The following is a 15,497-nucleotide window of genomic DNA, read 5'->3' as shown; positions in this document are numbered from 1 at the left end:
ATCCATAGCGATTCTGGATCCCACGTGAATACGGGCAATCCATGTGGTACAACACAGAGATAGTATATAAGCAAGCTTACTTATAAATGGTGTGAATCCGGCCCTTATGCCATAACCGGACAGCATTTATTTTTTCCTGATGATGAATGCGGCCAGACGGTTACTGAAATCAATGGCGAACTGATCAACCAGGCGACTGTATACATCTGCGCTCAGCAACATCACCAGGATACTCAGTACCGATGCCAGTACGGCAGCGCTGACATAGTGCATGCCGATTGCCAGCAGAGCGTTAAAGACAGGCAGACACACCAGGTAAATCAGCAGTAAATGCAATAAATAAACAGAAAAAGAAAGTTTCCCCAACCAGATCAACGGCTTCCGATCCAGTTGTGCAGACAGCTGACGACTCATTAAAATACTGTAGACGATTAAAATTCCTGCAAAAAAATTGCAGTATTCATAGGTTCTTTCCCCCATCAGCCTGTAAATCCAACCATAAGACTCACTGCTATTGTGCGCTCCGGCCAGATACAACCCAAACAGCAGCATTGGCGCCGCCACAGACAGACTCAGACGGCGGCCATACAGATAGATATAGATGCCGGCAATAAAACTCAGAACGCCCAGGCTGAAACCTTCCCCTCGCCAGTACCAGGTCAGGCAGGCCACAGCCACTGAACCGATTAAAAACAATATCTTTTTTAACTGATACAGGTAAATCAGCAAAAACAGTGCAAAGGAACCCAGCAATTCAATGGTCATGGTCCACAGGACCCAGTTGGTATCACTTTCAGCGAAAAAGAATGAACCAATGGTGCCTTCATACACGGCATGTTTCAGGGTGAAATCCTGAGTAATATAAATTTTTAACCAGCTGTTGACAGGCCCGCTGTCAATTTTCACCAGACTGAATACCAACCAGGTCAGCACACAGGACACCAGCGCCGGAATCATAAGCCTTGGATAGCGTTTCACCATCATATTGCTGATTTTATTCCTGACTTTTGCAGGATCTTTCAAAATGGCATAACTCAGAACAAAGCCGCTTAATACGAAAAACACATAAACCGCGGCCGTGCCGGAATACCAGAAGGCAAATGGTGAATGATGTATTGCATAAATCAGCGCATTATTTGCAACATCAGTTGCCTCGAAATGATGCAGATAAGGGAAAAAACTCAGACTGAGGTGTGAAAAAACCACAGCCAGACATGCCAGACCGCGGATACTCTCCGCAGCATTAATTTTACCCATTACATTTTTCCCTGAACACTGCATCATCCCTGTCTTATTGAAAATAGCCGTATTTAAAATCGTGGTATGTAAATAGATGTATTTCACATAACCATGGGCATATATAAAACAAAAGTCCCACATTGTGGGACCTCTGTGCTGCCGGGCCATCAACTGATCTGTGTAATCTGACCATCTGCATTATGATGAACCGTCACAATTTTCTGCTGACGGGACAGCGTCAGCTGACCGGCATTCAAACCAAAATGATCTGAATATTCCTGCATGCTTTTCGGCTGCGCCTGCCTCTTCGTCTTGGAGGGAACAAAATTGCTCCACAACCACAGAGAAATAGCGCAGGCCAGTAATGCAGTAAATCCACTTTCCAGTACCTCGGTAAAGGTACCGAGAAAATGATTGATCAGGTGCGGTTTCTGCAGACTGATATAGCTAATCACCAGTACGATTGGCCGCCATAGCAATAACCAGCCAGCCCACAGCATTGCCGTGCTGGTATTGGACACATAGCGCCTGTGCCAGGGCAATTGATTACGTAAATCAATAATTAACGAACTCGTTTTCATATATACACTCTAAAGATTAATCGTCCTTACGCATGCCGCGATCAGGACTGATCCAGCGTGCACGCTTGCCACTGCCCTGCAATAACACTTTTGGGAAGGCAGCAATGCTGGCGGAAACGGTGATTAACCAGAAAACAAAAGGATACCAGATCATCCAGTAGTAATTTCTGGCCAGCTGAGATTCATAACGACTGTCCATCCATTTACTGATCGCGAATTGTAATAGACAAGTTGCGCCAAGTAAAACCCCTGTTCCAAACGGCAGGAGTGGTGAACTGAGTTGTGGAAATCCGGCATAGGGTAAAATCAGATGCAGAATCCAGATAATGACCATGGCCAGCATCAGATAGGACCACACCAGCGTCAGACATAGTTCAATGAGTAAAGGCCATAGAAAGTTCAGTTTCGGTTTCAGGAAAACATCAATATTTTTCAGCAGCACCTGGGCACCGCCCATTGCCCAGCGCAAACGTTGCTTCCATAGACCATTCAAGGTCTCCGGCATCAATATCCACACCAGTGCATTGGGTTCAAACCGGACATCCCAGCCGGCCCGATGCAGTTTCCAGGTAATGTCAATATCCTCGGTCAGCATGTCGGGTGACCAGTAACCCACATCATGCACCGCACTTTTACGAAAGGCCGTAATCACTCCCGAAACGGTAAATAACCGGCCAAACGTTCTCTGAGCACGTTTAATCATGCCGACAATGGATGAAAACTCACCGACCTGTATCCGCCCCAGCAGCGTGGAACGATTCCGTATCCGTGGATTTCCGGTCACGGCGGCCACAGAAGGGTCGCCCTGAAAATGACGAATCATCCACTGTGCAGCATGCGGGTCCAGCAAAGCATCGCCATCAATACCAATTAAAAACTCAGCCTCGGTCAGCAGGCTGCCTGCCTGCAACGCCATTGCCTTACCCTGATTTTCCGCCAGATGAACCACTTTCAGCCGTTCATGTCTTTCAGTAAGCCGGTTCAGCACATCGGCAGTATTGTCAGAACTGCCATCATTAATTGCAACCACCTCAAAATGAGGGTAATTCAGTTTCAGTGCATGACTGATGGTTTCCTCTGCGTTGTCGCTTTCATTAAAACAGGGCACCAGCACCGCAATCAATGGATAATCTGTTAATTGCGGTGGACTGGAATAGGCAGGTTCCCTGCGCTCACGCCAGTAAAATATTAATGCACCAATCATCCATAAATACGACATAAACAGCGGATAATAAAAAATAAAATCCAGTGCTGCCTGCCAGAGGTGCTGAAAAGATGTCATGACTGTACTGTACCTTAGGGAATCAAGCGTGGAGATTTTGTATCAAAAACCTTACGCATTTCACCCGTATCAGGATGGTCCTGAATTGGATCATCAGGATAGTATCCAATATGCAACACTCCCTGCTGGTACAGTGACTGAATGGTATCCGTAATTTCCCGGGTAGGAATCTTCTGACTGTTTCTCCAGTTTACGGCCTGCAATTCAAATACTGTTTTTTTCATGCCCCCCGGATACTTGTTCACCCGGTTGATCATGTCATGAAAAAACTTGTTTTTATCCGGCACCTGCTCCATATAGGGCATGGCCATAATGGCGGTAAAATCATAGTGTTTCAGCGATTGCTCCAGTGACTGGGCATACCAGTTTTCAGAATACGGCGACAGCACCACCTGTGCATACATATTACGGGCGGTCAGTAAAAACGGCTGATAATACCGAACCTGACTGGCCAGTTTCATGGCAAAATCATCAATGGTTGTGGTTTTAAATGCCGTCCATTTCTGTAAATACTGATCATTGGCCCGAATCTGCGCCAGACTTTTCGGCAAACCGATTTTTGCATAGGCCTGCAATGCCTCGGGGCTGGCATCCTCATAATCGGACAGAGTGGCATCATCATGGAATAAAATTCCATTAAATGGCGTTGATTTTGCCAGATCCTGATAAATGCCTTCAATCACTTTACGGGCTTCAGCTGAATATGGACTTAAACGATGATAACCCATGTTCAGATGATCGCCTTTATGAGCCTGTTCTGTCACCACCAGTTTTCTGGATACAGGATTGTGTCTGGGTAATTCCCAGGCCAGTAACGGCATCCACGCATAAACACGGCTCACCTGAGTCCGACTCTGAATCTGCCACGCGACCCGGTTAAACAGATCGGCACGCATGGGAATATAACGGTTGGGGAAATACACCATATCTGCCGAACCATTTGCATCCGGGTCCGAAAAAGCCTGTAAATAAACTGTATTGACATTCATGTCCCGAATACGGTCCAGTAAATGACCCAGATTCCGTTCCTGCTGTTTCGGGTCCTTGTCGTAGATATAATCGAGGTCAACATGCATGATTTTCTGTGGCCGATTATTATCGCCCAGATTCATCTGCCGGTTCTGAATCTCCTGCGCCAGATCATCGGTACTCATATCGCCTTCTACCAGAATCCGGTTGAGCTGACCCAGTGATTTTTTAATATGATCAGGCCCATCATCCAGACTGATGGTAATCGGCATACCGACTTTTCTGGCAATCTCAATCCCCTGCTGGTTATAGCGACCATATGGCCATACCATGACCCGCGGCGGACGAAGACCGTGTGCTTTCAGCACAGTATTATTTTTCTTTAAATCCTTATAGATCCGGTCGGCATACGCCTTATCGGACTCATAGGTTCCGGACGCAGGATGATATTCACGGGTTATCGCTGCCGGTTCCGAGTTACCCTGTGGATTGCCCATAATCCCGCGATGCAGATTATAGCTATGGTTCCCAATTTCGACCAGGCCACTGCCCTGCATGATTTTCAGTTCTTCCCAGCTCAGCAATCGGTTCCGTGGCAGCTTCTGGTCTCCAAACTGTACCGGATGATTTTCTCCGATTTCCAGCCATGAACCCACCACCGACAGCACCACGGGAATCTTCCGTTTCTTAATGATCGGATAGGCATACTGATAAAATGACTGATAGCCATCATCAAATGTCAGCAATACCGCTTTGGGCGGTAATTTATATTTACCTTCACTGGCCCGGATCAGCTGATCAACCGTCACAAAGTGGAAACCGTTTTTCTGTAACCACTCCATATGCATATCGAATTGCTTCGTCGTTACAGCATACTGGGGAATAACTGCATTTTTTTCAGGCGTGACCTCATGGTAACCAATGACTGTCAGCGTGTTCAGATCCATCTGGGGCATCTTTTGCTCCGGATTATTCTGTTCAGTATTTTCGTCTGCCAGCGCATAACCCGAATGAAGTGGACACAGCAGCGCAGCACACATAATTGTAGCAGGAGAGAAATAAGGCATTCGCATAGATCATATCTCTATTACCAGCTTTGATGGACTGGCAGTTGCGTCAATAAGCCCTGATCCCTTGCACAGATAAGACCCAGAGCTATACGTGATGATTAAAAAGGATAAAGCTGAAGATAATCTTAAAAACAATTCAGAACAGAATTATTTTGGATGTGTTGTACCATTTTTGAAGCATGCTTTCTGTACATAAATGTATATTTTAGTATATTTTTAATCAAAAAAATAAACCATGTATTCACTCAGTGGTATTTTCATATCGCCACTGTCATCCGGCTCATATTCGCCTGCACCATGACAATCATCAAAACATCCATTGCACGATGATCATTTACACGACAATCAGCTGACAGATGGATCAGGACAGACGAATCAGCCTGAACGGTCATTCATCCCGGGTTTTGACATCAAATAGTTCAATTTCAAAAATCAGGCTGGAATTAGCCGGAATCACCTTACCCATTTTACGTTCTCCATAGGCCAGATGTGCCGGAACAATCAGTTTACGCCTGCCACCGACTTTCATGCCCATCATACCCTGATCCCAGCCTTTAATGACCCGCCCTGTGCCAATAACGGTTTCAAAGTAATTGCCGCGGTCAATTGAAGAATCGAACTGTGTGCCATCCTGTAACCAGCCGGTATAATGTACGGTGATTAAAGCACCCTTGACCGCTTCTTTTCCTTCGCCGATCTTTAAATCGATAATTTCCAGTTCATCTGACATCATCATTCCCCTAACCGTTTATGCTGCATGAAATTGATCAGGCACTGAATGCTGGCTTATCCGCCTGACAGAAATGCTGATAATCCTGTACAACCTGTAAGTGGTAATTATACGCATATTCCAGCACTTGTGTTTTCCATTCCCCGGCCTGTTCTGCAAAATCAATCAGTTCATCAACCGTAGATGAGCCCTGGCGTCCTGCGGAACGAATCTGTGCATAGGCCAGTAAGCAAGCCATATGATGGCAGGCCTGCATAAACTTTTCAGGCTTTGCCACGCACAACTTAAAATCCATCTTGTCCTGTTCGGATTGCAACTGCTTAATGATATAGGCTTCACCCTGGAACATGATCTGATCCAGACCGGATGGTGTCACATATTGCATGAAATGCTGAATGGTCTGAATCCGCTGCGCCTCATGTTCCCAGACCGGCTGTTTTATATTCAGGGTGGACATGTGATTCAGTGATGAAGGCTGAGCCTGTTTCATGTCAAACAACGCATAGCAATCAGACTGTGCATCATAGGCCAGAAAGCCGTAGCGCTTAATCCCGATACTGCCGGTCCCGGCCTGGCGGATGGCCACATCCACAGCCTGATAACGCCCATCCCCATAATCAGCTTCCTCAGTATCAGCCACCTGAGTATTCGCCTTCCCGGTTTTGCTGCGTGTGAAATACTCACTCAGTTGTTGCAACAAGTGCTGCTTTAACTGCGGGTCATCCACCGGAAAATATTTTTTCTGATCAATCCGCAACAACCGCTGCCCGTCTCTGGTCTGTTCAGAATGTGCATCCAGAAAAACCTGAGGGTCTCTTTGTTCAACACTTTTAATATACTTTTTCAGAATTCCGTCAATGGTTTCCTTTTCAACGGCATAGGCCTTGCCATTTTTTAACGCTGTCAGATAGTCTTCCAGCAAAGCGATATTGATACTTTTCAGTTCATCCAGTTCCAGCTTCAGCTCACGACCTGCCAGCAACACACTGCATAAAAAGCGGGCCAGCTCCCACGTGGGGTGAGCCAGTAAGCCTTCATCGAAATCATTAATGTCGAAATACACTACACCATGACCACTTTTATAGGTACCAAAGTTTTCCACATGCAGGTCGCCGCATATCCAGCTCACGGCCGGATCTTTCCAGTTCTGCTGTTCAGCCAGATCCTCATAAAACAAATGGCATGAGCCACGGAAAAAACGAAAAGCGCTCCGGGACATCAAACTGAATTTCAGTGCTAAAAACCGTGGATCACGCCCCTGATTAAAACCGAGAATCCGCTCATAAGCGTCACGCATATCATTTCCCCCGTACTGCACGTTAAAAAAGTCCGGATCATGTTCTGCGCACAGACCCGTTGATCATTTTACTGCAATTGAGTCCATTCTATTTCAGCCTGTGCATGATTACCGATCAGCGTCCACTCACCATCCATGACATTCAGCTGCAATTGCATAGTGCGTTCACACAATTGCTGAATGGCCGCGGTGGTTTTTTCTGACAATTGCCACACCTGCACATTGCTCAGGGTTTTTAATCGGGCATTCTTTTTGTACCATTCTGCAACACCGGAACCATAGGTAATAACCGCCACCTGTTTACAGCGCGCACTGGCTTTTTTCACTTTGTCTTCATCCGGGGTACCCACTTCAATCCATTTCACCAGTTGGCCGGTCAGATCCCGTTCCCAGAGCGCAGGTTCATCGGTCTCAAACAAGTCCCGGCTAAACTCAAGCTGTTCATCGGCAAAACGGGCATAGGCCAGCAGGCGGACCATCAGCCGTTCTATGGTTTCCGACGGATGCAATGCCATCGTCAGTTGATAATCCGCATACTGGTGGACATCCATATTGGCAATATCCAAATCTGCCTTATAAATTGTTGCTTTCAGCGCCATAAACAAATCCTCAAATTGCGCCTAAGCATACTCGATTTTTCCATGCAGTTTCGTTGCCCACACAAATTTTTCCGGGAAAAATAATACTGGCGTTCTCCATACAGGTTTACGGACTGATTTCTGTTGTCAGTTCTTACCCATACTGATTTTGCCTGTTTATACAGCGGCAGAATCAGTCACATCCTGTTGATCAATCCGGCATTTTAACAAAGCTGACTCAAAATGCTCCCATGCAACATGCTGCTGTCGGGTAATCAGCTCAATCCGGTTATCAATATTTTCCTGACCGGACTTATAGTTCAGTTGCTCCGGATTAAAATTAAAAGTCATCCAACCCTGATCCGTATTAAAAATAGCCTTGATCCGCAGCCAGCCCTGCTGCTCACACAGCACATCCAGCAAGGTATGAAAGTTGAACTGCCATGTGCGGGAAAATTTCCACCCAGCCACGGTATACCCCTGCGAAGTTTCGACATAATGATAGGGTAACTGCTTAATCTCAGGCATGCTTTCATCTGTGGCCAACCGCCGCTGTACCTGCAATAAAGGCTGAACCTTGCGCTGGACACCCTGAAATGGCAGGTCAATCTGTGCCAGTTCAAGATGACCCTGCACACTCCTCAGCCACTGCTGAACATGCACCGGATACTCGTCCTGCAATTGCTGCAATGCCACGTCATCTGCTGCGGTCATGCTGTCTGCATGAGAAATTACAACAATCTGTGCCGCCCTGAGCTGATCCTGATAAAGATGCTGCTGCGTCCATGCCTGATCATGCAATCTGGACCCATCCACCACAGTCACCGACGCCCGCATGTCCAGCAGACTCTGCCAGTGCGGTTCCGTCAGCTGCTCCAGTAATTGCGCCGGATGTCCAAGACCTGTGGGTTCAATAAACAAACGATGTGGTCGTGTTTCACTGATCAAGCGGGACAATGCAATCTGCATGGGTAGTTGACTGGTACAGCACAGGCAACCACCAGTCAATTCCTTAATCTGATAACCGTTCTGTTGTGGCAATAGTTGCTGATCGACCCCGATCTGGCCAAATTCATTCATCAGCACCGCCCAGGTTTCATCCTCAGGCTTCTGTAATAACAGCTGCTGTAATAACGTGGTTTTACCGGCCCCCAGAAAACCGGAGATAATGTGTGTTTTAACCATTGGGTGATGAATAAGCTTCACGCTGATGTTGAACTCATGGACTGACCTGTATGCTTGCATCATATGTAAATCAATGCATATTTGCCAGCACCGTAATCTATAAAAACCATTATAATTTATTTATTAATCTAAAACTCCAATACAAACTTTCTGCCCACTCAGCACATTTTGTTTGGTCCAGGTAAAAACAGCGGCTATTATTTGAGCGTTTTTTCATATTTCCATACATCTTAAGTCAGCTGAGCATCAGCCTTTTTACAAAACAGGAACAGAACACCACGCTTTGTCTTATAAACGTAACTCAAACTGTTTCGCTTTGTTGAGAAGGTTGCCCATTCCCCTGTCAGCACTTAGCATAACCCTATCTCCTGTAATTGCTGTGACGGAACTTAAATTCTGAGCAGAACAGCGTTTTTACAGGTTTTTTTTTAATGAACGAAGGATGCCCAATATGAAACTGGTTAAAACACTTTTAGCAACAACTTTTGCTTTAACTGCTGCAACTGCTGCTTTTGCTGCGACTCACTCTACTGACGAATCAGACAAAGTCGTTGTTTCCACTCAGGAACAACCAGGTGATGTCAACGAAGCATCAGCTGCTGCTCAACCTACAGCAGAACAGCCTGCAACTGAAAGTGCTGCTGAAGACTCTTCTTCTGCACCTGCTACACAGGCAAACCAATAATTTCTTCACACCGAAGATAGGTATTGTTTAAGCCAGTCTATATTGGCTTAAACATGAAAAGACTGGGTCATGCTGCGACTCAGTCTTTTTTATGCTGAATCACCCAATGCTCCGCCCACAGGGCCACATAATCAGCATCAAAACTGATGAGCTATCTGGCTGGATTCAGGCCAGACAGGTCAAAAATCATTTCTTTTTCACTGTAAAAATCAGTAAAATCACGCTCCCAAAAAAATCCAGGCTTAATATGCTTAAACATTTATTTATTTCAGCAACACTTTCTTCCCTGATGATCGGCTGTGCAACAGTGCCTACATCAACACCTGAAATCACCAGACAGGTTCAGCAACTCAATGCCCCATCAGCAGGGCAAGCCGGCATCTATATTTACCGTAACAGTAATCCAGTCGCTGGCATGGTCAAAAGAGATATCTGGATTGATGGCAAATGCGTCGGTGAATCTGCCCGGGGTGTGTTTTTCCATCAGGAAGTCGAAGGGGGCAAGGAACATCTGCTTGCCACTGAATCAGAATTTTCACCGAATACACTGAAGTTAAGAACAGAAGCAGGTAAAAACTATTTCGTACAGCAATTAATGAAACCTGGCTTCGTCGTCAGTGGCGCAAAACTACGACAGGTGGATGAAACAAAAGGAACAGCCGCAATCCGCAGTCTGAAAATGGCTGAAAACGGCACCTGCTCCGGCCAGTTCAAACCGTAATTTTCCCTGTTTATCGTCTGATTTCCCAGCCAAGAAAAGACCATGTCCGCATGGTCTTTTTTATGCTGCATGGAAAATGACGGTATGTTCTCACCATCCAGCTACCTGCTGATCGATTTTCATTGTCCTGGTTCCATTACCCGGGTTTAATTACATTGATTTCATTACCCCGGTTTAATGATATGGGCCACTTGTTTTAGCCGAATTTTAAGTATAATTAAGGCTTATCTTTCTGCAGATTCCTACAGCAGAACGACCGGCTGAGCAATGTGATGTTTTATGCTCACTGCATTTAACTGCCGTCCTCTCATGCTGAATCACCAGGCAGACAGGCCATGCACAATAATTTATTGCGTACTTCATATTAATAATTTTTGGGGCTGAATGATGAAAATCAAATCCATTTTATCCACACTATGTTTATCCATCTTTTTATCTGGATGTGCCAAACCCTTACCGGCAGATAAAAGTAATTTTGCAGGAACATGGCAGAGTACTGATGGCCGTGTCAATATCAGCATCACACCGGAAGGCCGAATCGAATACAGCCATGAACAACCCGGTAAAAGTACATCGCTTTCATTGCCCATCAAGGACTTCCAGGGCGATAATTTCAATGCCGGTGTCGGGCCATTTACCACAGAGTTCAAAGTGACTCAGCCACCGGTTCAGGATGATCAGGGCAACTGGAGCATGGTGGTTGATGGTTACACCATCCAGAAAATCAGTCCTTAAAATCAAAAAAAGAGACTGTTGCTACAGTCTCTTTTCAGGGCCATTGGATGCCATAAATACACTACAGCATTACTAAACCGTTTTTTTATAGGTACCACAGGATGGATGATGATTTTCATGCAACCTGGCGACCTTTCGCTGCTCAGCTGCTTCAAACCGGCAACGCTTCCATTCATTGTCCAGATCCAATGGTGGAACCTGTCTGGGTTTACCGTTTTCATCCACTGAAACCATGGTGAAATAGCAACTGTTGGTATGGCGCACTGTACGTTTCTGAATATTCTGTGCTTCCACTCGAATTCCGATTTCCATGGACGTACGGCCCACATGATTGACACTTGCCAGAAAAGTCACCAGTTCACCCACATAAATGGGTTCTTTAAAATTGACCTTATCTACAGACAAGGTCACCACATAACTGCCGGAATAACGACTTGCACAGGCATAAGCCACCTGATCAAGCAATTTGAGAATGGTTCCCCCATGTACATTGCCTGAAAAGTTTGCCATATCAGGTGTCATTAAAAAGGACATGGTCAGTTCAGACTGATCGTCTGCTGCCGGGGCGACTTGATCCAGTGGAGACATGGTTTTAGACTCAGTTTTAAAACAGGAGAATGGCTTTATTATATATCACTCTGACCATATATATTCAGAATTTTAAGCATCAACAGCATCGTGACAGACGATTGACCCTGTTGGCTTATTCTCCGCCACAGGAAATAGCCCCCCGCTTTTTCACAAAAAATTATTGTGCCGCGTTCAGCCTGGCCTGCTTATTTTTCAGCACAACCTCAATATCCTTTATTCTTTCCATCGTTGCCTCCACACCGGCGTCTATGGTGTCCTGCCGCCCTTTCACATCAAAAATATGTGCTTTTCTGCGTAAATCAGGCTGAATGATAATATCGGCATTTTTCATTTCTTCAATCGCCAGCTTATTCTGCATGATATTAATATTCTGATTAAACAGTCCCCAGACATTTGTGGTCTCGGTATGCACCGGTTGAGCAAGAATATCCACAGCAATAATGACATCTGCGCCCAGATCCCGTGCGACATTGACAGGAACAGGGCTGACCAGTCCGCCATCCACATATTCCTTACCGGCAATTTTTGTCGGAACAAACATACTGGGAATGGAAACAGATGCCCGCACGGCCTGACCGGTGTTGCCATAGTTAAATACGACCTTTCGGCCTTCCTTTAACTCAGTTGCCACCACATACATGGGAATCTTCATGTTCTCAAGCGGGGTTGAATCCACCTGTTGATTGACATAGCTTTCGACTTTTTTTCCATCAAAAAAACCTTTCAGCCCAATGGTAAAATCACGTACATCTGCGACTTTCATCTCCATGGCGATGTCACGTAATTGTGCTGCATTTTTACCACTGGCATAAATTGACCCGACAATGCTTCCTGCACTCACGCCGACAATAAAGTCAGGTCGAATCCCGTATTTTTCCAGTACTTCAATCACACCAATATGTGCATAGCCACGCGCGCCGCCACTGCCCAGCACCAGTGCAACAACAGGTTTGCCGGAGCTGCGCCGGTATTTATAAAAACTTTTGTCAAGTCTGGACTCAGCTTCCATAACAGGTGGTGCTGTGACTTGTGCTGATTGTATTGGCCGTATGGACGCATGCTGACATGCTGCCAGCATCAGACTACTGATCAGAATAGAGGCCTTTAAGAATTGCATGTACTTCAAAATTAACTGTGAAACTCCACGCTATCTAAGCATATTTTTTTTCATGTGACTGTGATATTTATTTAAATTGTCATTTTTATTTTTTATATTGCTAAAAACTATAACCAATAAAAAAGTATCATGCAGTCACCTTCCATCCGGCAGATTTTCTGGGTTTTTCTCACACTGGGTTGCAGTGCTTTTGGTGGACCTGCCGCACACCTGGTTTTCTTTCACCGGACACTGGTACAAAACAGGCAATGGCTATCTGACACGGACTATGCACAGATTCTGGCACTGACCCAGTTATTACCCGGCCCCAGCAGCAGCCAGGCCGGAATTGCAATTGGTTACCACAGCAAAGGCTATGCAGGTGGCTTTGTGGCCTGGCTTGGTTTTACCCTGCCCTCGGCATTACTCATGTATCTGTTCGCCCTGAGTATCGGACACTGGCATTTCAATATGAATGCTCCGATTATTCATCATATTTTTACCATGGTACTCGGAATCGTCTGTTTCGCATGCTGGCAAATGCTGAGAAGCTATTGTCAGCAGGGCTGGCAATATCTGCTGATGCTGGCCAGCTGCCTTGCAGTGACGTTTGCTCCTGTTCCCGGCATGCAGATGCTGGTGATTCTGATTGCCGCCGGTATTGGTCTTATATTTTCAGCATCCATTCACAGGCATACTGCCACACAGCCAAATCAGACCACACAGTTCCCCCCGACCGGGACCACAGCACAAATCCTTCGGCAGCCTGCACGTCAAACCACCCGGCCGATTGATTCCATGTCCCGTGCCTACCTATGGCTGCTATTACTGGTGGTGATTTTTATCCTGCTTTTCATCTTCAAACAAATGCATGCTTCTGTCGTCAGCCAGTCCATTTATGATTTTTACAGCACCGGCAGCCTGGTATTCGGTGGCGGACATGTTGTCCTGCCCCTGCTCTATCAGAATTTTGTTGTCACAGATGTCATTGACCGCCAGCTGTTTGAACTGGGCTATGCCTTCGTTCAGCTGATGCCCGGCCCCTTATTTACCTTCTCGGCTTATCTCGGGGCCTTACTGCCCTCCGGGCTGCCACCGGTCATTGGTGCAGGACTGGCTGTCATCTTCATTTTCCTGCCTTCTTTCCTGCTGGTTTTTGGCAGCTTGCCCTACTGGTCTTTTTTCCTGAACAATCCCCGGTTTTTCAATGCCGTCACAGCCATCAATGCCGCAGTGGTCGGTTTCCTAGTCGCCATGATTATTCCCATGGCCAGTACCAGTCTGCTGAACTGGCTCGATCTGATCTGCCTGATCACGTTCATCAGCTGCTTATATTTTAAGCTTTCATTGTTGGTCAGCGTTCCACTGACGCTGTTCATCACCTGCCTGCTGGAATGGATTATATAAAAAAGCCCCGGGTTTTTCCGGGGCTTTCAGGATTTTTACAACCGACTGGATTTATACAAAGAATTTCAGAATAACCTGAATCACAGTTGCATTGATTAAATCCACAAAGAATGCACCACATAATGGAACAATCAGAAATGCCTTATGTGAAGGACCGTACATATTGGTAATGGCCTGCATATTGGCAACCGCTGTCGGTGTTGCTCCCATGCCAAAACCACAATGACCTGCCGCGAGTACAGCCGCATCATAATTTTTACCCATGACCCGGAAAGTGACAAATGCAGCATACAATGCCATGGTCAGCGTCTGTGCACTCAGAATCACCACAAGCGGTCCGGCAAGATCTGCCAGTTGCCATAGTTTCAGTGACAGTAATGCCATAGCCAGATACAGCGACAGTGACGCATTACCAAACACGTCAATGGCGCGGTCAAAAATACCGACTCTGAAGATACCTTCAAGCACATTACGCAAAATCACACCGCCGCCAAGCGTCCACACAAATGTCGGCAGTTCAAACCATGTGCCTTTACTGAAACCGGTCATAAACTCAGCAAATGCCAGACAGGCCGCAAACATTCCCAGCGTGGTAATGGCGTTGTCCGAAGTAATCAGACGAACCTGGTGTGGATATTCAAAAGGTGCAAATTCGGTTGAATCATTTTCAGCTTCAGGCTGTGAATCACGCTCCCGTACCTGTTTTTCAGTCCGTGGCTGAGCCAGCTGATAGCGATTAATCAACAACTTTGCCAGCGGACCACCAATGATTCCGCCAATAATCAGACCGAAAGTTGCACTGGCCATCCCCAGTGCCAGTGCACCCTGAATGCCGTGCTGTGTTTCCAGGATTTCACCCCAGGCACCAGCCGTTCCATGTCCACCGGTCAGGGTAATCGAACCGGCAATCAGACCAATTAATGGATCCAGCCCCAATACCGTTGCCAGCCCCATGCCGACAAAGTCCTGTACCACAATAAATGAAGCAACACAGATCAGAAACAGGACCAGACCGATCCCGCCTTCCTTCAGTTTCGCAAAGTTTGCACTTAAACCAATAGACGCAAAAAAGATCAGCATAAAACTGGTCTGTAACTGGCTGCTGGTGGTAATGCTGTATCCCCACAGATTATGCACAAGTAACGAAATAATTGCTGCAACCAGGCCACCCGCAACCGGTTCAGGAATATTGTATCTTCGCAGAAAGTCAATTTTCTTAACCAGAAAACGCCCCAGCAACAGTACGATTACGGCTGCAATCAGCGTGTAAAATGCATTGAAAGTAAATTCCATCATTGTTTTCCATTCAATTATGGTGAATACTTTTTGTA

Annotated in this window: 15 protein-coding genes; 4 read left to right on the top strand and 11 right to left on the bottom strand. The window is 46.1% G+C overall.

Going from position 1 to position 15,497, the window contains the following annotated elements; translation table 11 throughout:
• Positions 1–126: 126 nt before the first annotated feature.
• The 8 genes from ACT6PV_RS04050 to ACT6PV_RS04015 all read right to left on the bottom strand — a co-directional run bounded on the left by ACT6PV_RS04050 (position 127) and on the right by ACT6PV_RS04015 (position 8,952).
• Positions 127–1,257 carry an acyltransferase family protein gene (locus tag ACT6PV_RS04050; RefSeq protein ID WP_445115190.1) on the bottom strand — a complete coding sequence of 377 codons (1,131 nt, stop codon included), beginning with the start codon at positions 1,255–1,257 and terminating at the stop codon, positions 127–129.
• 149 nt (positions 1,258–1,406) lie between these two features.
• Positions 1,407–1,820, bottom strand: coding sequence for a poly-beta-1,6-N-acetyl-D-glucosamine biosynthesis protein PgaD (gene pgaD, locus ACT6PV_RS04045; protein ID WP_445115189.1), 414 nt, complete (start codon positions 1,818–1,820; stop codon positions 1,407–1,409).
• 16 nt (positions 1,821–1,836) lie between these two features.
• Positions 1,837–3,102: a poly-beta-1,6-N-acetyl-D-glucosamine synthase gene (gene pgaC / locus ACT6PV_RS04040; RefSeq protein WP_445115188.1), complete on the bottom strand. Its 1,266-nt coding sequence runs from the start codon at positions 3,100–3,102 to the stop codon at positions 1,837–1,839.
• Positions 3,103–3,116: 14 nt separating this feature from the next.
• Complete coding sequence (gene pgaB, locus ACT6PV_RS04035) at positions 3,117–5,138, bottom strand: poly-beta-1,6-N-acetyl-D-glucosamine N-deacetylase PgaB (protein WP_445117027.1); 2,022 nt, start codon at positions 5,136–5,138, stop codon at positions 3,117–3,119.
• Between the two features lie 391 nt (positions 5,139–5,529).
• On the bottom strand, positions 5,530–5,871 hold the full coding sequence (locus ACT6PV_RS04030) for an FKBP-type peptidyl-prolyl cis-trans isomerase (RefSeq protein ID WP_445117026.1): 342 nt from the start codon (positions 5,869–5,871) through the stop codon (positions 5,530–5,532).
• Between the two features lie 37 nt (positions 5,872–5,908).
• The gene (locus ACT6PV_RS04025) at positions 5,909–7,168 is read right to left on the bottom strand and encodes a DUF2252 family protein (RefSeq protein WP_445115187.1); all 1,260 of its coding nucleotides are present in this window, start codon (positions 7,166–7,168) and stop codon (positions 5,909–5,911) included.
• 68 nt (positions 7,169–7,236) lie between these two features.
• Positions 7,237–7,767, bottom strand: a complete 531-nt coding sequence (locus ACT6PV_RS04020) for a YaeQ family protein (protein WP_445115186.1) — start codon at positions 7,765–7,767, stop codon at positions 7,237–7,239.
• A 156-nt stretch (positions 7,768–7,923) separates the two neighbouring features.
• A complete protein-coding gene (locus ACT6PV_RS04015; protein WP_445117025.1) occupies positions 7,924–8,952 on the bottom strand; it encodes a CobW family GTP-binding protein in 1,029 nt (342 codons plus the stop codon).
• A gap of 430 nt (positions 8,953–9,382) precedes the next feature.
• Here ACT6PV_RS04015 and ACT6PV_RS04010 point away from each other — a divergent pair, with 430 nt between their 5' ends.
• The 3 genes from ACT6PV_RS04010 to ACT6PV_RS04000 all read left to right on the top strand — a co-directional run bounded on the left by ACT6PV_RS04010 (position 9,383) and on the right by ACT6PV_RS04000 (position 11,072).
• Positions 9,383–9,616 carry a hypothetical protein gene (locus ACT6PV_RS04010; RefSeq protein ID WP_445115185.1) on the top strand — a complete coding sequence of 78 codons (234 nt, stop codon included), beginning with the start codon at positions 9,383–9,385 and terminating at the stop codon, positions 9,614–9,616.
• Positions 9,617–9,863: 247 nt separating this feature from the next.
• The gene (locus ACT6PV_RS04005; protein WP_445115184.1) at positions 9,864–10,337 is read left to right on the top strand and encodes a DUF2846 domain-containing protein; all 474 of its coding nucleotides are present in this window, start codon (positions 9,864–9,866) and stop codon (positions 10,335–10,337) included.
• Positions 10,338–10,721: 384 nt separating this feature from the next.
• Positions 10,722–11,072 carry a hypothetical protein gene (locus tag ACT6PV_RS04000; RefSeq protein ID WP_445115183.1) on the top strand — a complete coding sequence of 117 codons (351 nt, stop codon included), beginning with the start codon at positions 10,722–10,724 and terminating at the stop codon, positions 11,070–11,072.
• Between the two features lie 72 nt (positions 11,073–11,144).
• Here ACT6PV_RS04000 and ACT6PV_RS03995 read toward each other — a convergent pair whose 3' ends face one another.
• Positions 11,145–11,660: an acyl-CoA thioesterase gene (locus ACT6PV_RS03995; RefSeq protein WP_445115182.1), complete on the bottom strand. Its 516-nt coding sequence runs from the start codon at positions 11,658–11,660 to the stop codon at positions 11,145–11,147.
• Positions 11,661–11,820: 160 nt separating this feature from the next.
• The gene (locus ACT6PV_RS03990; RefSeq protein WP_445115181.1) at positions 11,821–12,780 is read right to left on the bottom strand and encodes a patatin-like phospholipase family protein; all 960 of its coding nucleotides are present in this window, start codon (positions 12,778–12,780) and stop codon (positions 11,821–11,823) included.
• A gap of 129 nt (positions 12,781–12,909) precedes the next feature.
• Between ACT6PV_RS03990 and chrA the strand changes: the two genes are divergently transcribed.
• A complete protein-coding gene (chrA, locus tag ACT6PV_RS03985) occupies positions 12,910–14,166 on the top strand; it encodes a chromate efflux transporter (protein ID WP_445115180.1) in 1,257 nt (418 codons plus the stop codon).
• 51 nt (positions 14,167–14,217) lie between these two features.
• Here chrA and gltS read toward each other — a convergent pair whose 3' ends face one another.
• On the bottom strand, positions 14,218–15,459 hold the full coding sequence (gltS, locus tag ACT6PV_RS03980) for a sodium/glutamate symporter (RefSeq protein WP_445117024.1): 1,242 nt from the start codon (positions 15,457–15,459) through the stop codon (positions 14,218–14,220).
• Positions 15,460–15,497 lie beyond the last annotated feature (38 nt).

Source organism: Acinetobacter sp. WZC-1 (genome assembly GCF_052544965.1).
This window is presented reverse-complemented; position numbering and strand designations above follow the sequence as displayed.

Coding starts and splice junctions, on each gene's coding strand:
- pgaD (WP_445115189.1), bottom strand. CDS start 1,820: ATGAAAACGAGTTCGTTAATTATTGATTTACGTAATCAATTGCCCTGG.
- ACT6PV_RS04025 (WP_445115187.1), bottom strand. CDS start 7,168: ATGCGTGACGCTTATGAGCGGATTCTCGGTTTTAATCAGGGGCGTGAT.
- gltS (WP_445117024.1), bottom strand. CDS start 15,459: ATGGAATTTACTTTCAATGCATTTTACACGCTGATTGCAGCCGTAATC.
- ACT6PV_RS04020 (WP_445115186.1), bottom strand. CDS start 7,767: ATGGCGCTGAAAGCAACAATTTATAAGGCAGATTTGGATATTGCCAAT.
- ACT6PV_RS04010 (WP_445115185.1), top strand. CDS start 9,383: ATGAAACTGGTTAAAACACTTTTAGCAACAACTTTTGCTTTAACTGCT.
- ACT6PV_RS03995 (WP_445115182.1), bottom strand. CDS start 11,660: ATGTCTCCACTGGATCAAGTCGCCCCGGCAGCAGACGATCAGTCTGAA.
- ACT6PV_RS03990 (WP_445115181.1), bottom strand. CDS start 12,780: ATGCAATTCTTAAAGGCCTCTATTCTGATCAGTAGTCTGATGCTGGCA.
- ACT6PV_RS04000 (WP_445115183.1), top strand. CDS start 10,722: ATGATGAAAATCAAATCCATTTTATCCACACTATGTTTATCCATCTTT.
- ACT6PV_RS04030 (WP_445117026.1), bottom strand. CDS start 5,871: ATGTCAGATGAACTGGAAATTATCGATTTAAAGATCGGCGAAGGAAAA.
- pgaC (WP_445115188.1), bottom strand. CDS start 3,102: ATGACATCTTTTCAGCACCTCTGGCAGGCAGCACTGGATTTTATTTTT.
- pgaB (WP_445117027.1), bottom strand. CDS start 5,138: ATGCCTTATTTCTCTCCTGCTACAATTATGTGTGCTGCGCTGCTGTGT.
- ACT6PV_RS04050 (WP_445115190.1), bottom strand. CDS start 1,257: ATGGGTAAAATTAATGCTGCGGAGAGTATCCGCGGTCTGGCATGTCTG.
- ACT6PV_RS04005 (WP_445115184.1), top strand. CDS start 9,864: ATGCTTAAACATTTATTTATTTCAGCAACACTTTCTTCCCTGATGATC.
- chrA (WP_445115180.1), top strand. CDS start 12,910: ATGCAGTCACCTTCCATCCGGCAGATTTTCTGGGTTTTTCTCACACTG.